This is a genomic window from uncultured Eudoraea sp. (assembly GCF_947258925.1).
GTDB lineage: Bacteria > Bacteroidota > Bacteroidia > Flavobacteriales > Flavobacteriaceae > Eudoraea.
On record NZ_CAMYKG010000009.1, the window covers coordinates 42,733 to 63,335 of the forward strand.

Annotated in this window: 19 protein-coding genes; 11 read left to right on the plus strand and 8 right to left on the minus strand. The window is 36.9% G+C overall.

From position 1 onward, the window contains the following. Positions 1 to 49 precede the first annotated feature (49 nt). The gene (locus tag Q0X77_RS04690) at positions 50 to 493 is read left to right on the plus strand and encodes a dCMP deaminase family protein (RefSeq protein WP_297793770.1); all 444 of its coding nucleotides are present in this window, start codon (positions 50 to 52) and stop codon (positions 491 to 493) included. 7 nt (positions 494 to 500) lie between these two features. After that, complete coding sequence (locus Q0X77_RS04695; RefSeq protein ID WP_297793773.1) at positions 501 to 2,123, plus strand: S41 family peptidase; 1,623 nt, start codon at positions 501 to 503, stop codon at positions 2,121 to 2,123. On the opposite strand, the gene Q0X77_RS04700 is transcribed toward Q0X77_RS04695, so the two are convergent. Continuing rightward, the gene (locus Q0X77_RS04700; protein WP_297793776.1) at positions 2,120 to 2,323 is read right to left on the minus strand and encodes a hypothetical protein; all 204 of its coding nucleotides are present in this window, start codon (positions 2,321 to 2,323) and stop codon (positions 2,120 to 2,122) included. The genes Q0X77_RS04695 and Q0X77_RS04700 overlap by 4 nt on opposite strands. Before the next feature lie 47 nt (positions 2,324 to 2,370). Further along, positions 2,371 to 2,943, minus strand: a complete 573-nt coding sequence (locus Q0X77_RS04705; protein ID WP_297793779.1) for a MarC family protein — start codon at positions 2,941 to 2,943, stop codon at positions 2,371 to 2,373. A gap of 125 nt (positions 2,944 to 3,068) precedes the next feature. Here Q0X77_RS04705 and Q0X77_RS04710 point away from each other — a divergent pair, with 125 nt between their 5' ends. Continuing rightward, on the plus strand, positions 3,069 to 3,638 hold the full coding sequence (locus tag Q0X77_RS04710; RefSeq protein WP_297793781.1) for a DUF3109 family protein: 570 nt from the start codon (positions 3,069 to 3,071) through the stop codon (positions 3,636 to 3,638). On the opposite strand, the gene Q0X77_RS04715 is transcribed toward Q0X77_RS04710, so the two are convergent. Continuing rightward, a complete protein-coding gene (locus tag Q0X77_RS04715) occupies positions 3,631 to 5,598 on the minus strand; it encodes a tetratricopeptide repeat protein (protein ID WP_297793784.1) in 1,968 nt (655 codons plus the stop codon). The two genes, Q0X77_RS04710 and Q0X77_RS04715, sit on opposite strands and share 8 nt — an antisense overlap. Before the next feature lie 18 nt (positions 5,599 to 5,616). Beyond that, positions 5,617 to 6,351 (minus strand): LytTR family DNA-binding domain-containing protein, encoded by a 735-nt coding sequence (locus Q0X77_RS04720; protein WP_297793786.1) that lies wholly within the window; start codon positions 6,349 to 6,351, stop codon positions 5,617 to 5,619. Positions 6,352 to 6,723: 372 nt separating this feature from the next. Here Q0X77_RS04720 and Q0X77_RS04725 point away from each other — a divergent pair, with 372 nt between their 5' ends. From Q0X77_RS04725 to Q0X77_RS04740, 4 genes are all read left to right on the plus strand, one after another. Continuing rightward, a complete protein-coding gene (locus Q0X77_RS04725) occupies positions 6,724 to 6,876 on the plus strand; it encodes a hypothetical protein (protein WP_297793789.1) in 153 nt (50 codons plus the stop codon). Between the two features lie 40 nt (positions 6,877 to 6,916). After that, positions 6,917 to 7,465 carry a hypothetical protein gene (locus tag Q0X77_RS04730; protein ID WP_297793792.1) on the plus strand — a complete coding sequence of 183 codons (549 nt, stop codon included), beginning with the start codon at positions 6,917 to 6,919 and terminating at the stop codon, positions 7,463 to 7,465. A gap of 814 nt (positions 7,466 to 8,279) precedes the next feature. Then, positions 8,280 to 9,266 carry a ribonucleotide-diphosphate reductase subunit beta gene (locus tag Q0X77_RS04735; RefSeq protein ID WP_297793795.1) on the plus strand — a complete coding sequence of 329 codons (987 nt, stop codon included), beginning with the start codon at positions 8,280 to 8,282 and terminating at the stop codon, positions 9,264 to 9,266. Between the two features lie 121 nt (positions 9,267 to 9,387). Then, the gene (locus Q0X77_RS04740) at positions 9,388 to 11,865 is read left to right on the plus strand and encodes a ribonucleoside-diphosphate reductase subunit alpha (protein WP_297793799.1); all 2,478 of its coding nucleotides are present in this window, start codon (positions 9,388 to 9,390) and stop codon (positions 11,863 to 11,865) included. A gap of 709 nt (positions 11,866 to 12,574) precedes the next feature. On the opposite strand, the gene Q0X77_RS04745 is transcribed toward Q0X77_RS04740, so the two are convergent. The 3 genes from Q0X77_RS04745 to Q0X77_RS04755 are packed head-to-tail and all read right to left on the minus strand — an operon-like array spanning position 12,575 to position 15,870. Then, positions 12,575 to 13,495 carry a TIM barrel protein gene (locus tag Q0X77_RS04745; protein WP_297793801.1) on the minus strand — a complete coding sequence of 307 codons (921 nt, stop codon included), beginning with the start codon at positions 13,493 to 13,495 and terminating at the stop codon, positions 12,575 to 12,577. 9 nt (positions 13,496 to 13,504) lie between these two features. Continuing rightward, entirely contained in the window at positions 13,505 to 14,152 is a 648-nt protein-coding gene (locus Q0X77_RS04750; RefSeq protein ID WP_297793804.1) for a gluconate 2-dehydrogenase subunit 3 family protein, read from the minus strand. Continuing rightward, positions 14,152 to 15,870 carry a GMC family oxidoreductase gene (locus Q0X77_RS04755; protein WP_297793807.1) on the minus strand — a complete coding sequence of 573 codons (1,719 nt, stop codon included), beginning with the start codon at positions 15,868 to 15,870 and terminating at the stop codon, positions 14,152 to 14,154. Before Q0X77_RS04755 ends, Q0X77_RS04750 begins: the two co-directional genes overlap by 1 nt. Positions 15,871 to 16,107: 237 nt before the next feature. Here Q0X77_RS04755 and Q0X77_RS04760 point away from each other — a divergent pair, with 237 nt between their 5' ends. The 4 genes from Q0X77_RS04760 (at position 16,108) to Q0X77_RS04775 (ending at position 20,079) form a co-directional block, all read left to right on the plus strand. Next, a complete protein-coding gene (locus Q0X77_RS04760; RefSeq protein ID WP_297793810.1) occupies positions 16,108 to 17,112 on the plus strand; it encodes a sugar phosphate isomerase/epimerase in 1,005 nt (334 codons plus the stop codon). A gap of 15 nt (positions 17,113 to 17,127) precedes the next feature. Continuing rightward, a complete protein-coding gene (locus Q0X77_RS04765; RefSeq protein WP_297793813.1) occupies positions 17,128 to 17,571 on the plus strand; it encodes a DinB family protein in 444 nt (147 codons plus the stop codon). 12 nt (positions 17,572 to 17,583) lie between these two features. Beyond that, on the plus strand, positions 17,584 to 18,813 hold the full coding sequence (locus Q0X77_RS04770) for an MFS transporter (protein WP_297793816.1): 1,230 nt from the start codon (positions 17,584 to 17,586) through the stop codon (positions 18,811 to 18,813). Positions 18,814 to 18,942: 129 nt separating this feature from the next. Beyond that, entirely contained in the window at positions 18,943 to 20,079 is a 1,137-nt protein-coding gene (locus Q0X77_RS04775; protein WP_297793820.1) for a Gfo/Idh/MocA family oxidoreductase, read from the plus strand. 58 nt (positions 20,080 to 20,137) lie between these two features. Here Q0X77_RS04775 and Q0X77_RS04780 read toward each other — a convergent pair. Then, positions 20,138 to 20,603, minus strand: a 466-nt coding sequence (locus Q0X77_RS04780; RefSeq protein WP_297793823.1) for an ASCH domain-containing protein, incomplete at its 5' end; no start/stop codon positions are given.

Sequence of the window (20,603 nt, forward strand, 5' to 3'; positions counted from 1 at the left end):
TCTTAGTGCCTTACCGGAATTTAAATGGCGCATACAAAGATTCTGTTTAGTGAAGCGAAGTAAACAGGAAAAATACGATAAGGCATATTTGAGAATGGCTCATGAATGGGGCAAATTATCCTATTGTAAACGCAAACAGGTTGGTGCAATTGTGGTCAAGAATAGGATGATTATTTCAGATGGCTATAATGGGACACCAACTGGTTTTGAGAATTTTTGTGAGGATGATGAAGGATATACCAAGTGGTATGTTCTTCATGCCGAGGCTAATGCGCTTTCCAAGGTAGCGGCTTCCACGCAGTCTTGTGAGGGAGCTACTTTATATATCACTTTATCTCCATGTCGGGAGTGCAGCAAGTTAATTCACCAATCTGGCATAAAACGTGTGGTATATCAAATATTATATAAGGATAATTCAGGATTGGATTTTCTTAAAAGAGCAGGAGTGGAATTGCGGCATCTCCCTGCGATTGAAAGTGTAGATACGGAATAAATAGCTTATGAAGAAGCAACATTATTTATGGCCTACAATTATTGCCCTGGCGCTAGCTTTGGGAATTTTTGTTGGGGGGAAACTTCATTTTAATGATACCCCGGAGAAATTATTTACCACTAATTCTAAAAAGGATAAACTTAACAGACTCATAGATTATATTGATTATGAGTATGTTGATGATATTAATACGGATAGTATAGTAGATGTTACTGTAAATAATATCCTTGATAAATTAGATCCCCATTCGGTTTATATACCCAAAAAAGAAATGAGGCGCGTTGCTGAAAATATGAAAGGGGATTTTGTTGGGATAGGAATAAATTTTTATATGTACAGAGATACGATCACTGTAATACGTACCATTGAAAAAGGACCAAGTTACCTAAAGGGCATTAAGGCAGGGGATCGTATATTAAAGGCAGGTAATGACACGCTCTATGGCAAAAGATTAGGAAGTGAAGTTATTGTTGAAAAGCTCAAAGGGCAAAGCGGATCATCTGTTCAATTGGAGGTATATCGCAAATCGGAAGACAAGTTATTTACTGTAAATATTAAAAGAGATCGTATCCCCATAAAGAGTGTTCAGGCGTATTATATGCTTACACCTGAAATGGGATATATTAAAATAAACAGGTTTGCCGAAACTACCTATAAAGAATTTAATACGGCCCTTAGGATTTTACAACGTCGGGGGGCAGATAAACTTACCCTTGACCTCAGGGACAATCCCGGCGGGTACCTGGGTATAGCAGAACAGTTGGCAGATGAATTTTTAAAGGATGGAAAACTCATCCTGTATACAAAAAATAAAAAGGGTAAAATAGAAAAAACTTTTGCTACCAGAAAAGGTAGTTTCGAAGATAAACCGGTCTATGTTTTAATAAATGAACGTTCGGCCTCGGCCAGTGAAATTATAGCGGGTTCTTTGCAGGACAATGATATTGGAACTATAGTTGGCCGAAGGTCCTTTGGCAAAGGGTTGGTACAACGCGAAATGGAATTGGGAGATGGTTCTGCTGTTCGTTTAACGGTATCAAGATATTACACACCTACAGGTCGCTCTATACAGAAGACATATAAAAACGGAAGTAAAGATTATTATCAAAAATTTACGGATCGCTATCAGAATGGGGAACTCATTTCGGTGGATAGTATAAAGGTGGCAGATTCTTTAAAATTCACCACCCCAAAGGGAAAAGTGGTTTATGGAGGTGGTGGCATTATACCTGATGTTTTTGTTCCTATAGGGACTAACGAAGAAGAAGCCGTAGAGAGTCTGGAGAGTCTTGGATTTATGTCCAGATTTATATTTGAACATTTAGAGGAAGACAGGAATAGATATTCTGATTATAATGAAACGTCGTTTGTACGAGAATTTAATGTGGATGATATTCTTTTTGAAAAATTTGTCGATTATTCTATAGATCGAAACATTAAATTAAACTTCTATGATTTTGAAAAGAAGATTAAGCAATACCTGAAAGGTGCCTTAGCGGAACAGTTATTTTCAGCAAATCTAAATGCAAAAATCAGGTCCAGTTCGGACAAAATGCTTCAAAAAGTTCTGGAATTGGATCGACCTACCATCCACAAGAAAGAAAAAGATTTGATAGAATCCAGTAATTAGCTATCCTCTATTTTTTTCTGAATTTTCTTCGAAGTAAGATATATTATCAATAATAAAATAGCACACAAAGAGGCAACAATCCCAATTAACGCTACTATGCTATTTCCTTTGATGGGGTCCTCAAAATCAATAAGAGTAACATTGTAAGTTATAAGCACAACCGCCAGGACGATCAATATAATTGTGAATGTTTTATTCATATTAATTGTTTCTAATTCTTTAATAAGACAACAGGAAATTCCCTATCCTAAAAAAGTTGGTTAATGTTTGATGCAAATAATTTAACTGCTATGGCCATCAAGATTACACCAAACACTTTTCTGATAATATTTATCCCATTCTTTCCTAATACGCGTTCAATGGATTTGGATGACTTTAGCACCAGATAAACAAAAATAATATTAATTACAATAGCAACAATAATGTTCTCTACATGAAATTCAGCCCTTAAAGAGAGAAGGGCTGTCATAGTGCCGGCACCTGCGATAAGTGGAAACGCAATAGGGACTATAGAAGCACTTTCTGGCTCATCATCTTTATAAAGGGCAATCCCCAAAATCATTTCAACGGCCAGAAAGAACAATACAAAAGCTCCGGCTACCGCAAATGAGTTCACATCTATACCAATTAGCTTTAGAATTTCCTCACCAATAAAAAGGAAAGCCACCATAATACATGCGGCCACAATCGTAGCTTTTCCAGATTGTATATGACCAACTTTGTTTCTCAGGCTGATTATAATAGGAATGCTGCCTATAATGTCAATAACGGCAAAAAGGATCATGCTCGCTGTAGCTATTTCTCTAAAGTTAAAATTCATTTTATGCTGATATTTTAATAAGCTGGCAAATTTACGTCATATAATAGGTCTATGGATTACAGTAGGTCAAATATTTTATGAATGTAAAATTCAATAAAGTATCTTTAACAGCTTAATTCAATAGGATGTTTGAAATTGGCAAATCAATTATCTCAGACGATATTCTGGAAAAGGAATTTGTATGTAATTTATCAGCATGCAAGGGGGCCTGTTGTATAGATGGTGAAGCCGGTGCCCCTTTGGAAGATAAGGAGACTGAAATTTTAGTGGATATTTATGCGGATGTTAAACCTTTTCTCAGGCCCGAAGGTATCCTGGCCATAGAGGAGCAAGGTGCTTTCGTAAAAGGGATGGATGGAGAGTGGGAGACACCATTAATTAATAAGGAAGAATGCGCATATGTGGTATATTCCAAAAAGGGAGTCGCAAAATGTGGTCTTGAAGAGGCATATAATAATGGCGCTACAAGTTGGAAAAAACCCGTATCCTGTCATTTGTATCCGGTAAGAATTAAAGAGTATGAGCAACTTACCGCAGTGAATTATCATAAATGGGAGATTTGTGACCCGGCTTGCTCATTGGGGGAAGAATTGAAAATTCCTATTTATAAGTTTGTAAAGGAGGCTTTAATCAGAAAATTTGGCGTAAACTGGTATGAAGAATTAGAAAAAATTGCAGAGGCCAGGTTTAAATAATAGGGATACGCAGAATTACTTTTGTGCCAGAAGCATTACCTTCAGGATCAAAAAGGTCTTCAATTTCTAATTTAAATGTATTTTGATAATCCTTGGAAAAATTTGCCAAACGTTCTTTGGTAATGGCTATCCCAACGGATTTACGTTTTAAAACTTTGCTTTCTTTTAGTCTTTCCGCAACTGCCCTGCCTACCCCATTATCTGTTATCTCAATATTTATATATGCATTATTACCTTTACTTACGTGCAATAAAATTGATTTGTCACCATCTTTTGAAGAAAGTCCATGCCATAAGGCATTTTCCAAAAAAGGTTGTAAAATAAGGGAAGGAATTTTAATGATATGGGTGTCTATTCCCTCATCCACGACAATATCAAACTGGATTTCATTAGAAAAACGGATATTTTCTATATTCATGTATAGTTCAACCGTTTCAAGTTCTTCGGCTAATGGGATTTCCCTGACCGATGAGGCTTCTAGTATTTTCCTCACGAGCTTTGAAAACTTATTCAGATAAAAAACAGCATTCTTTTTTTCGTTATTGATGATATAAAGCTTAATTGAATTGAGAGAATTGAACAAGAAATGTGGATTCATTTGGCTGCGGAGCATACTTTGTTCAAGAGTAAGCAATTTCTTATCACTTCTGAGTTGAGTTTGTCTATATAAAATGTATAGAATAATGGTAAGAAGGGCAACCAATAGCAAACTTATTAATAAGGTATTTTGATTTTTACGCAACCTTAGATTAATTATTTCATTCTCTTTGGCAAGTACTTCTATTTGGGTGTTCTTCTTTTCAGTTTCCGACCTGTTAACTAAATCAGCTAGGTAACGCTTGTTACGATCATTGGATATTTTTTCCTCTACTTCATCTGCCTTTAGAAAAAACTCTTTGGATTTTTTGAAATCATCCTGATCTTCCCATAACTCAGATAAAAAGGAGTAAGCCTCTTCCATCTCCGTGAGCAGGTTATATTTCTTAGCTATTTCAAGGCCTTTGTTCAGGTTGAATTCGGCTTCCTCTATCTGATTATTTTTGATCTGTGCCCAACCAATATTTACGTAAATCTCAGAGATGATTTTCATATCGCCAAGTTCTTCAGCGGGTTTTAGAATGGTGTTAAAAATTTCAATAGCTTCCCTGGCTTTACCTAGATGAACATAAACATGTGCAATTCCAAGATTTGATAATATATCTAGTCTAACAGACCCCGCACTTTTGTTTAAGTTCAGTGATCTTTCATAATATTCTAAGGCTTCCTCCAATTCACCTTCGGCCTCAAGACACTCACCTATATCCTTATAGTTTGTTGCAATACCAAGCGAATTACCCAGTTCTTCCTCGAGCACTGCGGATTCCTTAAAATTGTAAATCGCAAGGTCATACTGACCTAAAGTCCTGTAAATATGGCCTATATTGTTAAAAGTGAAATTTAAATTCCTTTTAATATGGTTATTAGGGTTTTCTATATTCTCCGCAAGTAGTACAGCCTTTTGCGCATAGTCCAGAGCTGATGGGATACCCTCTGTTCTGCGATAGACAGCACTTAACAGCGCAAAACTATAAATTTGAAATTCTTTATTATCATTTACATTGGCAGCCTCTAAAGCTTTTTCATGGAGTTTAATGGCTTTGCTGTATAGTGAATAGTTTCGGTAGGATATTCCCAATTCATTTAAGGCATAGGAAATACCTTCGGGGTAATTACCAATTTCAGAAGCGTTTGCAAAATAACGCATCAAACTAGTATCCCGTTTAATGGGTTCGAGAATAGTATTCAAACCTTTAAAAGTTTTAGGGGCCTCTGAAATAAGGTTTTCTGTAGTTTCTTTGAAATTTTTGGAAATGTCCTGCGCCCTGGCCTGAAATAAAACAAGCGTGATAAGAAGAAATGATATCACGAGATAAGGGGTAAAAAAAGAAGGGATACGGGGGGTATTGCTACTTTTTGCCATTAGTAATTCTCGAATTGATTATAACAAATCTAAAAAATCAGATTTTTTTTGACGTGATACGGGTATTTTATGATTGGATTCTAGCACAACGTAACCGTCTGTCTTAAGAAACTCCTTAATTTTGGTGAGATTAATTATATAAGAGTTGTGGATCCTGAAAAAGGAATCATTTGGGAGCAATTCATTAACTTCTTTTAGTTTTTTGGTGAGTACCATCTTATGCCCATCTTTAAGATAAATGGTGCTATAATTTCCGTCCGATTCAGCGTATAGAATTTGATCACTCTCCAGGAATACCAGTTTTCCATCTGTATTAAAAGTTATTTTCTTATACTTTTGATTGGAATTAAAATTCAATAATATCTTTTCAAGTTTATCTGCAGTATAATTTTTCGCATTAAACTTTTTTATTTTTACTATAGTCTCACTAAGATCGTCTGTATCAATGGGTTTTAAAAGATAATCAATGGCTTCATTCTTCAGTGCTTTTATGGCATATTGATTGTAGGCCGTAGTAATCACGACGGGAAAATCTCTATTGCTCAATTTTTTAATGAATTGAAAACCATCCATGGTAGGCATTTCAATATCTAGAAATAAACAATCCGGCGTGGAGTTTTTTAGATAAGATAAGGCTTCAAAAGGATCGGTAAAAGAGGCAACTATACTAATTTCATCACTGAAATTTGTCAATTCCCATGAAAGACTTTGAAGCGCTTTCTTTTCATCATCTACTATAACTGCTTCTAACATTACTTTTAAATATACCTGAAAGTTACAAATTTAGAATTATTGCTTCCCTTTCATTTCAAAATATGTATAGATAGATTGAATGGGCGTATGGTTGGCGGAAAAATACTTAGAACTGACATCTAAGAGACGTATTTTAGAATTTGCTGCCAATATTTCGTGTCTATAGAGAGAAACCATTTATTTATAATCATCTGAATATCAATGAAATAAAATAAACGAATTTTTTACCGCCCTTTGGAGGTACCATTTATACATATTTTAATACCAATTATACAAATAGATTGTGAGGATTATTTGTTACCACATAATTTGGTCTTAAAATAATTTGGAATTACGAGTACGAGCATATGCTCAAAAATCTAATGAGATCCAATGAAAAAATGTATTATATTTTTTACCCTTTTAATCCTGGCTATACTGCTTGCTGTATTGACGGATAATAAGGAACACTCTGTTAATGTTGATGAAGTGGTCCTGGGAGAAAATAATATTGATAAGCTTTTAGCTGAAGATCGGGGTTTCTGAGAGTAATAATGATCCAAGTAATATTTTAAAATTAGCAACCATGCCACATTTTGTTATTAAATCCCTTAAGGTTGGTCTATGGTTAATTTTTCCGATGCTCTTTACGGTTAATAAAAATTTGAATGTCAGTGCGGATGAACCAATTTTGCCTGAAGGTAGTTATGTGTTAAAGGTTAGGGGAGAATGTGAATTACTCTTGCATGGTACAGTAAATTTTACGACTGCTACAAAGAAAACCCGGAAAGGAAAAGAGTACACTACTTTTAAATTAGCTCTAAAGGTCGGGCAGACGACACCTGCAAATTCAATAGGGTTTTTTATTTCAGAAAACTACGATTCGGCAAAATTAAAAGAAGGCAGATATAGGGTGTCAAGAAATATTGATGGTTTCCTGGATCGTTTTGTTGGAGTTTTTGGGTTTGCCAATATTGATCAATATGGGGAAGTACCATTTTTTACAAAAAATGGGAGCATTGGGCTTTATAACGTAAATGAAAATTTAGTAGAAGGAAATATAAATGTGGATTTTGAAAATCACCTCGGCGAAAATTTAACCATAGAAGGAGATTTTATCGCTTTAAGAAAATAGAATTAAAGCTCGATTATTTGGTTTTATGGCCTTAAATTTGTCCATTGAGAATAAGTTCATTGAAGAATTATAAAGGTTTTAACTTTTAAGAAAAAGGAAAAGCCGTCAAACCATAAGTGCGACTCTGGGAAAGTATGTCTTTATAGATTTACTGGTGCTTTTAAGCAGCCCATAGATGGAATTGCTAATTGGATAACCATACCAATCATGTTGGTCATGTTATTTGCTCGATTTTTAGGTTTCGGGGGAACTACCTAGATCAGCAGAACCAAGAAGTAATTACAATTTAAACATCTAACGAGCCGTGCGGTTTGGCGGTATTTTTTTTCTTTTTGATCATCTATCAGAGCTCTTTGCGCGTTTTGACATTAAACAATGTTACGGAATGCTTAGATCCGTATATCATTAATATTCTCTACTTATTTACTTTGGTATTCCTTATTCATCCAAAGATTGCACCTGCCGGTCCTTTTTATTGGAATAAATACAAAATTCATTTGCTAACCCTTGCCTGGAAGGGATTTAAGTCTGTAAAACTTGATTGCACTCAAATTAATAAACCAGCAAGTATGTTTTATTATACTTTTTGGTTTAATTATTCCTGCTTGAAAATGATATAAATTTTTCTAAAAACTCACTTTCCTAAAAAGGCAGCAAACATCACTGGCGAACCTAGATTTCAACATACGGTGTTAAAAACTTTGGGTACTATTTAATAAAACCTCCTTTACAATTTGATAACATTTTTGAATCTTTGTTAGCCCTAACTCTTAGGAAATTCCATCCTACAATAACACTAATAAAAAGAAATAAAATGACTGCAGCCTTTGAGCCAATTTTACAGGAAAACGAAGATAGATTTGTAATTTTTCCCATTCAACATGACGATTTATGGGAGTGGTATAAAAAATGTGAAGCCTGTTTTTGGACTGCAGAGGAGATTGATCTTCATGAAGACCTTACGGACTGGAACAACAAACTTAGCGAGGATGAAAAATATTTCATAAAACATATACTTGCTTTTTTTGCCGCTTCAGACGGAATTGTAAATGAAAACCTGGCAGAAAATTTTGTGAATGAAGTTCAATATTCAGAAGCTAAGTTCTTTTATGGATTCCAGATTATGATGGAGAATATTCACTCCGAAACCTATTCCTTGTTGATAGATACATATGTTAAAGATGAAAAGGAAAAAGGGATTTTGTTCAAGGCAATCGAAAATTTTCCGGCTATAAAGAAAAAAGCGGATTGGGCTTTGAAATGGATTGATTCCCCCAGCTTTGCAGAAAGATTAATTGCATTTGCAGCTGTAGAGGGAATCTTTTTTTCTGGTGCTTTTTGCTCCATATTTTGGTTAAAAAAACGAGGTTTAATGCCCGGACTAACGTTCTCTAATGAGTTAATTTCAAGAGATGAGGGCATGCATTGCGACTACGCAGTACACCTGCATAATAAACACCTGATTAACAAAGTTCCTAAAAAGCGAATTACTGAAATTCTTGTAGATGCTCTAAATATTGAACGTGAGTTCATTACAGAATCCCTTCCCGTGAGTCTAATTGGGATGAATGCTAAACTAATGACTCAATATCTGGAATTTGTAACAGATAGGTTATTAGTTGAATTGGAATGTGAGAAGGTGTACAATGCCACAAATCCTTTTGACTTTATGGATATGATCTCGCTTCAGGGGAAAACCAATTTCTTTGAGAAACGCGTTTCTGAATATCAAAAAGCCGGCGTTCTTAATAAAGATAAGGATGTAGATGCCCAAAAGATAAGCTTCGACGCTGATTTCTAGAAAAAGGACGACATAGTATTACCCCTTTTTTAATGGGGATATCAATTCATTTTAGTAAAGTCTTAGGCTCGTAAAATCAGCTTAACATAACCAACATAGCACTTAAAATAATTATAAACACATGTATGTAGTAAAAAGAGATGGAAGAAAAGAGCCGATGATGTTCGACAAAATCACGGCAAGAGTACGTAAACTTTGTTATGGTCTTAATGGCCTGGTAGATCCTGTAAAGGTAGCCATGCGGGTAATTGAAGGTTTATATGATGGTGTAACCACCTCTGAACTGGACAATCTTGCTGCTGAAATTGCCGCAACGATGACTACGGCGCATCCGGATTATGCAAAACTGGCCGCACGTATTTCTGTATCTAACTTACATAAGAACACTAAAAAGTCTTTTTACGAAACAATGAAGGATTTGTATGAATATATAAATCCCAGAACCGGTAAAAAGGCGCCGTTATTGTCTGATGAGGTGTTTAAAGTTATCTCTGAAAATGCTGATAAATTAGATTCAACAATTATCTATAATAGGGATTTCGGGTATGACTATTTTGGATTTAAAACACTGGAGCGATCTTACCTCTTAAAATTAAATGGGAAAATTGCGGAAAGGCCACAGCACATGCTGATGAGAGTCGCAGTTGGCATACACCTGAACGATTTGGATGCAGCTATTGAGACTTATGAACTTATGTCCAAGAAGTATTTTACACATGCAACCCCAACCTTATTCAATTCGGGAACTCCCAAACCACAAATGTCTTCATGTTTCTTATTGGCAATGAAAGATGATAGTATAGATGGTATTTACGATACCTTAAAGCAAACTGCCAAAATTTCTCAATCTGCCGGAGGTATTGGTTTATCTATTCATAATATTAGGGCTACCGGGTCATACATTGCAGGGACAAATGGTACTTCTAATGGCATTGTACCTATGCTCCAGGTATTTAATGACACGGCTCGTTATGTGGATCAGGGAGGTGGAAAACGTAAAGGTAGTTTCGCCATATATGTGGAACCCTGGCATGCAGATATCTTTGAATTTTTGGATCTCAAAAAGAACCACGGCAAAGAAGAAATGAGGGCAAGGGACCTTTTCTACGCCATGTGGGTGCCAGATCTTTTTATGAAAAGAGTGGAGGCCGACGCGGAATGGACACTAATGTGTCCTAATGAATGCCCTGGCTTATTCACAAATCACAGTGAAGAATTTGAGACCTTATATACGAAATATGAGGCAGCAGGAAAAGGCAGAAAAACAATAAGGGCAAGGGAACTTTGGGAAAAAATCCTTGAATCTCAAATAGAGACCGGAACCCCCTATATGTTGTATAAAGATGCGGCGAACAGGAAAAGTAATCAAAAGAATCTTGGTACAATCAGATCTTCAAACTTATGTACCGAAATATTGGAATATACCTCACCAGATGAAGTTGCAGTATGTAACCTTGCATCTATTGCATTACCAATGTTTATTAAAAACGGGGAATTTGACCATAAAGAATTATTTAGGGTAACCAAACGGGTGACTAAAAACCTTAACAGAGTAATAGATCGTAATTATTACCCGGTTGAAGAGGCAAGAAATTCCAATTTGAGACACCGGCCAATTGGATTGGGGGTACAGGGTCTGGCGGATGCATTCATTATGCTGCGTTTGCCTTTTACAAGTGATAAAGCAAAACAATTAAATCAAGAGATATTTGAAACCCTATACTTCGCGGCTGTTACGGCCTCTATGGAGCAGGCAAAAGAAGAGGGTGCTTATTCAACTTATGAAGGCTCACCTATTTCCCAGGGTCAGTTTCAGCATAATCTATGGGGCGTAAAGGATGAAGAACTATCAGGCAGATGGGATTGGGACAAATTGCGTAAGAAAATAGAAAAGCACGGGGTTCGTAATTCACTTTTAGTAGCACCGATGCCAACAGCTTCAACATCACAGATCTTGGGTAATAATGAATGTTTTGAGCCCTATACGTCCAATATTTATACCAGAAGAGTTCTTTCAGGCGAATTTATTGTGGTCAATAAACACCTGTTAGAAGATCTGGTTAAATTGGGATTATGGAATGAAAACCTGAAACAGGAACTGATGCGTGCCAATGGTTCCATACAACATATTGATATTATACCAGAGGACATAAAAGAACTATATAAGACTGTTTGGGAACTCAGTATGAAAGATATTATTGATATGTCCAGGCAAAGAGGTTATTTCATAGATCAAAGCCAGTCCTTAAATCTATTTATGGAGAATGCGAATTATGGTAAACTTACTTCTATGCATTTTTACGCCTGGAAAAGTGGACTTAAAACCGGGATGTATTACTTAAGGACCAAAGCAGCGGTAGACGCAATTAAGTTTACGCTGGACAACACCAAGAAGAAGGAAGTCCCAGTTAGTGTGGCTGCGGAGGCGGAGGTTTCTGCTGCAACACCGGAAGCGGCAGTGGCTTTACCTGTTGAAACCACTCCTGTTAAACAACAGGAATCGGATGTTGAGCCAATGTCACAATCAGAAATGAAAGAATTGATCGCACGTTCTAAAGAAGGACTTGCAGACGATGATTGTCTGATGTGCGGTTCATGAACGTAACCTATACTGAAATGCTGTTGGCTGATTATACTATACCGTTTCAGTTATAGTGTAGATAGTGTTTATTAATTAAAAAACACCTGGGGCAGATCTACCCCATTTTCGGATCTGTCAGTAGGTGTTTTTTCATGCGCACAATTTTCTTTCTTTACACTTAAATACCGGGTTGGCTTACAAATGCGAATATGTACGGTTTAAATGATAAACCATACTCTACTCATTGTAAAAATGTAATGAAATTATGCCCAAAGGATTACGTATAGAATTATAGAAATTAGTCGGGGAATAAATATAAAATTGAATTGTAATTAGGATTACATTTGGAAGTAAACGCTGTATAAGTTTAATTTTTGGGGTACATCACCCATAAAAGCCTGAAGTATTTTTACTAAATAGTGCTTTTAATCCTATTTTTTAAAAATAGGTCTTACAACATTATAAGATATAAGAATCAATGCTGTGTAAATTAATAAAATGATAAAATAATTGTCCATTGCCAGGGGAATATTAATTAATGCTAACAATTTTATATACGGACCAAATTCGGATTCAGATTACCAAATTGTAAAAAAAACATATAAAAAATGTTAATATCATCAATTTTACTATTAAATGACAATGATTTATCCGGATTACGGCAATAATAAGATTTATTGCTTGGGGATATGATATCTATTGGGAATATCAAAAGTATCAGGAAAGTTCAATTAAAAGCATCAACTGATTTGTAGGCGTTTATTACCGCCAATTCACCTTCTTTATTAGGCCTGGAATTCCCGTGTTCCATTCCCAAAATACCCTTAAAACCCTTTTCATAAATGAACTTAAAGATATTTTTATAGTTTATTTCTCCCGTTGTAGGTTCCTTTCTGCCCGGGTTATCGCCAATTTGGAAATAAGCAATTTCATCCCAGCAAGCTTCTATATTAGGAATAAGATTCCCTTCCTGAATTTGTTGATGGTAAATGTCAAAGAGTATTTTGCATGATGGGGAATTTACAGCTTTGCAAATTTCATATGCCTGTGGAGATTCTGTGAGGAAAAGACCGGGATGATTTCTAAAATTCAATGGTTCAAGAACCATTGTTAAATCATGAGGCTCCAGCAGTGCACTTGCTTGTTTCAAAGATTCAATAACATGAGACATTTGATATCCCATCGATAAATGTAAATCTAAATGGCCCGGTACAACTGTCATCCATTTGGCATTTACGCGCTGAGCTACATCTATGGCTTGCTTTATATAGTCTAAAAACTCTTGCCGTTTCCCTAAATCCCCTGACGCCAGATTTGGTTCTGTCCAATATATCTTATGCGCAACAAAGACGCCCATTTCAATTCCCCTCCCTTGCATAGTCCTGGCCATTTTTTCCTGCAGGGAAACGGATCGCTGCATCATTCCATTATCTTCAAAGGCGGTAAACCCCTGGTCTGCCATGAAGTTAAGTTGTGCAATTGGATCTTCCCCGGCACTATGTTTAAACATTCCCAGATGCGGTGCATATTTCAGATGAAAAGTATGTTTTAAGGAATCCTCAAAAATAGCTCCCGGGGCTGAAAACCCTGATAAGGACAGGGCACCTGCCGCGCAAGCTGATTTATTTATGAAACTTCTTCTTTTCAAATTAATAATTTATAGAGACCAATCTTTGCCACCAGTGAGTTCATCAACATCACCACATCCAATATATTCTCCGGGTACGGGTAGATAAGCAAGCACTTCTTCCCCTACATATTCCGAAGTTTTATATCCCCAAATTGTCATATCCCGAAGATTCTTAGTAAACGAATAACTAAATGCTTCATCCGATAATGCTTCATTTTCACCTCTAATCATTGCCGAAGGATTTTTAATAATCAGATCTTCATTCAATATCTCCTCTTCATCCTTCTTTTGAAGGGACTCCGCCAATACAGGCTCCAGGTCTTCAGAAGTTAAATCATCCGCTTTCTTTTTACCTGCGGCCTCTAAAGCCGTCTCAATGAACTTTTCGAAGGAAACTTTGATCAGTGTTTGCTGACCATCTTCCATAATCTCATTCGTAAATCGATCTATGAAGATATGAACGTTAACTTCCGAAGCAGAAGGCGTGTCTGTTTTTGGTAGAATGATATCTACCAGTTTATAAAGCACGTTACCCTGTTCTTTAGTAAAAAAATCAGGGATCCAGTTTACGGTTTCTGCATTTTTACATCCCTGAACAAGGCTAAATAGAGTTGGAGTGGCTACTGTATAACCCAGTGCCAGGCCCATATTTTTTAATGCTACTCTTCTGTCCATTATATTAATCCTTTTTTAAGTTGTTCGCCGGCGTGGTTTACGGCACGTGCCGTAAAGGCCATATAAGTTAATGACGGATTTACGCAAGATGCAGAGGTCATAAAGGCACCGTCCGTGACATATACATTTTTAACAGTATGTATCTGGTTAAATCCGTTAAGCACCGAAGTTTTAGGGTCTCTGCCCATCCTTGCAGTACCCATTTCATGGATTCCTAAACCAAGTGCCCCCGGCCTGTCAAAAGCTTTAACATCGCGAAGTCCGGCTTTTGTCAGCATATCATATGCCTGTTCTTTCATATCCTCACGCATTTTCCACTCGTTTTCTTTGAACTCAGCATCAAATGTTACCGTTGGCAATCCCCAACCATCCAGTTTATTGTAATCAAGTGTCATTCTATTATCTTCATAGGGTAACACTTCTCCAAAACCTCCCATTCCAAAGTTCCAACCTCCGGGTTTCAGGATTGCTTCTTTTAAGTCTTTGCCATGAGACAATTCAGATACAACATCATCCCAGTTACTTCTGCTGCCGCTTCCTTGATAGCCATAGCCCCGCTTAAAAGCAGCTACATTGGAATTACCTCCTAAATTCCGGAAACGGGGCACGTAAATTCCATTAGGTTTTCTACCCTTATAAAATTTGTCCTCATATCCATCTAATTTACCCGAAGCACCTACGCCAAGGTGGTGGTCCATAATATTACGCCCTAATTGATCAGAATCATTGCCCATACCATCAGGGAATCGGTCCGATTTAGATTGCATTAATATAGAAGTGGAGGCAATAGACGAGGCGCAAAGGAATATCACCTTAGCTTTGAATTCAAAAGTCTCTTTGGTAAGCCTGTCTATCACTTTAACACCTGTTGCTTTCTTTGTATCGGCATCGTACATAACCTCATGAACAATTGAATCTGGTCTCAGGGTCATATTTCCGGTAGCTTCGGCAGCAGGTAAGGTAGATGAGTTGCTGCTGAAGTAGGCACCGAAAGGGCATCCACGAATACATCGATTTCTATATTGGCATTTAATTCTCCCGTCGCCTTCAAATTGCTTATTACTATTTATGTGGGCTACACGGCCCGCCGTAATTACGCGACCACCAAAATTTTCTGCTACCTTTTCCCTTACATGTTGCTCTACACAATTTAATTCCATCATGGGTTCAAATACGCTATCGGGTAATTGTGGCAGACCTAAAGGTTCACCGCTTATACCCACATAGGTTTCTACTTTGGAATACCAAGGTGCAATATCTTTATAACGAACAGGCCAGTCCACGCCAATCCCCTCTTTTTTATTTGCTTCAAAATCGATATCGCTCCAGCGATAGCTATGCCGGCCCCATAGTAAGGATCTTCCTCCAACATGATAGCCTCGCATCCAGTCAAAGCGTTTAGTTTCATTGTAGGGATGTTCCAAATCATTAACAAACCAAAAATTATGTGGTGCTTTTACTGTATAGCCAGTACGTGCCTGTTTAATTTGCTTGGCTGCTTCTTCCGGAGACAATTCCCCGTTATTTGGAAAATCCCACAAATCCATATTTGCAGTAGGATAATCATCCCGATGCTTTACCATTCTTCCTCGTTCCAGAACCAGGGTCTTTAATCCTTTTTCACATAACTCCTTAGCAGCCCAACCACCGCTGATCCCGGTACCCACAACAATCGCATCATAGGATTCTTGTTCTTCATTGTATAAAAATTTACCCATTCGGTAATATTGTTTATTTGCTAAAAGTATCAAATATAGAATTAATTTTCTACATTTATTGGGATATTGACTTATGGGGTTTCAACTAAAAAAACAATTTATTTGAGAATAATATAAGGCGGTTATTAAGCAGGCAAGAATCATATTTTGGCACCAAGAACCAATGTTGCTTCGTAAAGGTAAATGGGGATTCTTCAGCCTTAAATTAAATATTAACTATTCAACTGAAATATATTTATGAAAAGAAGAGTATTTGTCAGAAACAGTGCAAAAGTCGGAATTGGTTTTTCTTTACTTGGTATTTATGCGTGTAAGGAGGATAAGAAATCGGATAAAAAAGAAGCAGATATTGAAGAAAATGTTGTTACAACTTCTACACCATTTTTTAAATTATCCCTGGCGCAATGGTCTATTCACAATATGATCATTAATGATGGGGTTGATCCCTATTCTTTTGCTGAAAAGGCCAAACAATGGGGATTTGAAGGCCTGGAGTATGTAAGTCAACTTTATAACAAAGAGTTAGAAGCTGCCAATTTTTCAAATGAAGCCATGCAATCTTTTGTGGATAAGTGCAATGCCGAAGCCGAAAAGCATGGTTTAAAGAATCTTTTAATTATGATAGATGGACAGGGAGATCTGGCAACTTCTGACGCTAACGAGCGTAAAAAAGCAGTTGAAAATCATTTTAAATGGGTAGATGCCGCAGCCTCAATGGGTTGCCATTCTATAAGGGTTAATCTGGCTGGAAGCTCCGATCCGGTTGAATGGAAAGCCAATTCTATAGATGGTCTTGCTCAACTTTCCACATATGCAAAAACAAAGAATATAAATGTGCTGGTAGAAAATCATGGGGGACTTTCATCAAATGCTGCTATGTTGGCCGACGTTATGACCCAGGTAAATATGTCTAATTGTGGAACCTTACCTGATTTTGGTAATTTCTGTATCAGGAGGAATGACCCCAAGGATTATACGGCAGGTTGCGCAGAGAATTATGATATCTATAAAGGAGTAAAGGAACTTATGGTTCATGCAAAGGCGGTTAGCGCTAAATCGCATGATTTCGATGCAAATGGAAATGAGACGGAAATAGACTACGCCAAAATGTTACAAATTGTAAAGGATGCCGGATATACAGGTTATATAGGTGTTGAGTACGAGGGGCGGAAACTGTCAGAAGAAGAAGGCATTATTGCCACTAGAGATTTATTACTTAAAGCATCAAAAGAAGTTGGCTAATTACCACTAAACAATATGAAAGTTTTTTTTAATCAACTTTTTGATTATAATTTTTATTGTAATAAAAAGCTCATTGAGGAGTGCATTAAACTAGATAAGGTTCCGGAGAAAAGTATCATGTTATTTAGCCATATCCTTAATGCACATAATATTTGGAATGCACGGATTCTACAAAAGCCGGCAGATTATAAAGTCTGGGAAATTCATCCCATTAAAAAATGGGGGGATATACATTATGAAAATCAAAGAAGTTCTTTTGAGATAACAACCAATGCCACAGATTTTGAAATTAGGATAGATTTTGAAAACGCGGAAGGAAGGCTTTTCACAAATACCTTACAGGATATACTGTTTCACATTATAAATCATTCTACACATCACAGGTCGCAAATAGCCATGAATTTCAGGGATAATGAACTTGAACCACTTTCGTTAGACTATATTTTTTATAAACGCTAGCGAAAAATAATCATGAATAAGAAAATTCAGGTTCAACTTTCTGTAATGATGTTCTTAGAATTTTTTATTTGGGGTAGCTGGTTCGTTACTATGGGCATTTATTTGCCAAATAGTCTGGAAGCTAGTGACCCTCAAATTGCTTTGGCCTATTCTACCCAGTCCTGGGGAGCAATCTTAGCCCCGTTTATAATCGGACTTATCGCAGACCGTTATTTTAACGCAGAAAGGATTTTAGCCGTCTTACATCTTGTTGGGGCAATTTTAATGGTTCAATTAGCTTATGCCGAAAGTTTTAATAGATTTTACCCGTTTATTTTGGCCTATATGGTCTTATATATGCCAACTTTGGCTCTGGTTAATTCCATAGCCTTTAACCAGATGGATAACCCGGCAAAACAATTCTCGTTTGTTCGTGTCTTTGGAACAATAGGATGGATAGTCGCCGGTCTGACAATTAGTTATGTTTTTCATTGGGACTCTCAAGAAGGTTTGACGAAAGGAGATCTAAGAAACACATTTTTACTGACAGCAATGGCTTCAGGATTTTTGGGTTTTTTTAGTTTTACATTGCCTAAAACCCCTCCTGCTTTAACCGGAAGAAGAAAAATTAGGATTGCTGATATCATTGGACTGGAAGCTCTTAAACTATTAAAAAACAGAAATTTTTTGGTGTTTTTTCTCGCTTCTGTACTTATTTGTATTCCATTGGCCTTTTATTATCAGCACGCAGGACAGTTTCTTGGGGAAATTGGAATCTCAAACCCGGCAGGGAAGATGACCATTGGTCAATTATCAGAGATTTTGTTTATGCTTCTTTTACCTTTCTTTTTCAGGAGGTTTGGATTTAAAAAAACTTTGATTGTTGCCATGTTGGCATGGACCGTTCGTTATATCTGTTTTGCTTATGGGGGTGCAGGAGAGTTTACATTCCTTCTTTTTCTTGGGATTGCCTTACATGGTATTTGTTATGATTTCTTTTTTGTTTCAGGTCAGATATATACCGATAGCAAGGCGGGTCCAAAATATAAAAGTGCTGCTCAGGGATTAATTACCCTGGCTACTTATGGCCTGGGGATGTTAATAGGTTTCTGGATAGCGGGTAGAATTACAGATTATTTTTCGCTACCTGATTCAACACATAATTGGGAAATGATCTGGATGTTTCCGGCGATATTTGCTCTTGGGGTATCTATATTGTTTGGGATCTTGTTTAAAAACGAGAAAATTGCCTATAAATCTTAGATATTTTATATAAATTGAACTAGCTAAACAGCTCAATGTGGGGTGTTAAAATGCAGGAAAATTGAACAGTTTCCGAGGTGTTATTATGCAGAGACAGACATAAAGAATTACTAAAATCGATATAATAAAATGGCTAAAAAAATTAGATTGGGAATAATAGGCGGAGGAGGAGATTCTCTGATAGGAGTGTTGCACAGGGTGGCTTCACATATTAATGACAATTACCAAATAGTTGGGGGGGTTTTTAATCCCGATTATAACAAAAATTTAGAATTTGCCAAAGAAATTGATGTCCCAACAAAGAGGATCTATACAGATTTTGACACCCTAATTGAAGAGGAATTGAAATTACCTGAAGCAGAACGCATGCAGGTTTGTTCTGTACTAACGCCAAATTTTCTGCATTTTCCCATGGCTAAGAAGCTCTTGGACAATGGATTTCATGTAATCTGTGAGAAACCAATGACAACCACCCTGGAGGAAGCCAAAATTTTACAGGAAGCACATAAAAAGTCAGGGACGGTTTTCGCTGTAACACATACATACACCGGCTATCCAATGGTAAGACAGATGCGTGAGATGATTAAGGAAGGAGCTTTGGGTAAGATTCACAAAGTGGATGCGAGATATTACCAGGGTTGGATCAATACAATAATCCACGACCGGGAAAAACGTTCCTCTGTCTGGAGACTGGATCCAAAAAAAGCAGGGGTAAGTTCGTGCATGGGAGACATTGGGGTACATGCCTTTAATCTCATAGAATATACGACCGGGTTAAGGATTAAATCTTTGTTATGCGATTTCAATTACCTCTATGAGGATAACCAAATGGATGTAGATGGGACGGTATTAATACGCATGGGGGAACATATTAAAGGAGTTATCAGGGGTAGCCAGGTAGCAACCGGTGAAGAAAACGGATTGGCCATTAGAATTTATGGTGAGAAAGCCGCATTCGTATGGGAACAGGAAAAACCTAATTTCCTATATAAGTTAAGCGATACAGAACCTGTACAAGTTTATAAACCCGGACATGCATATAATTCTGAACTCTCCCTCGATGGCACTAAATTGCCGCCAGGACATCCCGAGGGGATTTTCGATTCTATGGCCAATATCTATTTAGGAGCTGCGCGGGCCATCCGTGGAGAAAAATATGACGATGGTGAATTCCCAACGATGCTGGATGGTGTACGGGGGCTTAATTTTATTGAAGCCACTGTACAATCTAATAAAGAAGGCAATGTATGGGTGAATATGGAATAAATGAAATGCGGGATATAAAAAAGATTTTTAAATAAAGAGGTCTTAATTGTTTTGCAATTTAGCGTTCAAATACTTTTTCAAAATATTCACAAACAATGATCATACTTTCCCTGGGGACCCGACCAAAAGCTTCCAGTTCTTTGGTATAATGTGCCCAGTGTTTAGTTTTCCAGTATGCCAAGGACAAATCGCCTTCACCTTCAACTTTAGAGTACGATTCCCTTATGCTAAAGAAAGGCTTAAGACGCACTGCTACTGTTCTTAAAACACATTTGGCATCTCCGTGCCAGTCTGTGAGGACAGTAAAATCACCAATCCTGGGAAGCGGTTCTTCTCTATATTGAAGTCCCAACAGGGAGTGAGACATTGCCCTTTTCTTTCCCGATAGGACCAATTTAAGCAATTCTTTTACCTCCTTTTCATTTTCACCAAGTTTTGATACTTTGGGTTCATGTGAAAATGCATACTCAAGGTGCTTGTCTAAATAGTCTCCCCACAAATTTCTAGCTGATGTATTTTTCATA

Excerpts from the sequence above, each read along its gene's own strand:
- Q0X77_RS04765 (WP_297793813.1), top strand. The coding sequence starts at position 17,128 with ATGAAAGTTTTTTTTAATCAACTTTTTGATTATAATTTTTATTGTAAT.
- Q0X77_RS04700 (WP_297793776.1), bottom strand. The coding sequence starts at position 2,323 with ATGAATAAAACATTCACAATTATATTGATCGTCCTGGCGGTTGTGCTT.
- Q0X77_RS04695 (WP_297793773.1), top strand. The coding sequence starts at position 501 with ATGAAGAAGCAACATTATTTATGGCCTACAATTATTGCCCTGGCGCTA.
- Q0X77_RS04770 (WP_297793816.1), top strand. The coding sequence starts at position 17,584 with ATGAATAAGAAAATTCAGGTTCAACTTTCTGTAATGATGTTCTTAGAA.
- Q0X77_RS04705 (WP_297793779.1), bottom strand. The coding sequence starts at position 2,943 with ATGAATTTTAACTTTAGAGAAATAGCTACAGCGAGCATGATCCTTTTT.
- Q0X77_RS04735 (WP_297793795.1), top strand. The coding sequence starts at position 8,280 with ATGACTGCAGCCTTTGAGCCAATTTTACAGGAAAACGAAGATAGATTT.
- Q0X77_RS04775 (WP_297793820.1), top strand. The coding sequence starts at position 18,943 with ATGGCTAAAAAAATTAGATTGGGAATAATAGGCGGAGGAGGAGATTCT.
- Q0X77_RS04760 (WP_297793810.1), top strand. The coding sequence starts at position 16,108 with ATGAAAAGAAGAGTATTTGTCAGAAACAGTGCAAAAGTCGGAATTGGT.
- Q0X77_RS04740 (WP_297793799.1), top strand. The coding sequence starts at position 9,388 with ATGTATGTAGTAAAAAGAGATGGAAGAAAAGAGCCGATGATGTTCGAC.
- Q0X77_RS04750 (WP_297793804.1), bottom strand. The coding sequence starts at position 14,152 with ATGGACAGAAGAGTAGCATTAAAAAATATGGGCCTGGCACTGGGTTAT.
- Q0X77_RS04755 (WP_297793807.1), bottom strand. The coding sequence starts at position 15,870 with ATGGGTAAATTTTTATACAATGAAGAACAAGAATCCTATGATGCGATT.
- Q0X77_RS04725 (WP_297793789.1), top strand. The coding sequence starts at position 6,724 with ATGAAAAAATGTATTATATTTTTTACCCTTTTAATCCTGGCTATACTG.
- Q0X77_RS04715 (WP_297793784.1), bottom strand. The coding sequence starts at position 5,598 with ATGGCAAAAAGTAGCAATACCCCCCGTATCCCTTCTTTTTTTACCCCT.
- Q0X77_RS04710 (WP_297793781.1), top strand. The coding sequence starts at position 3,069 with ATGTTTGAAATTGGCAAATCAATTATCTCAGACGATATTCTGGAAAAG.
- Q0X77_RS04730 (WP_297793792.1), top strand. The coding sequence starts at position 6,917 with ATGCCACATTTTGTTATTAAATCCCTTAAGGTTGGTCTATGGTTAATT.
- Q0X77_RS04720 (WP_297793786.1), bottom strand. The coding sequence starts at position 6,351 with ATGTTAGAAGCAGTTATAGTAGATGATGAAAAGAAAGCGCTTCAAAGT.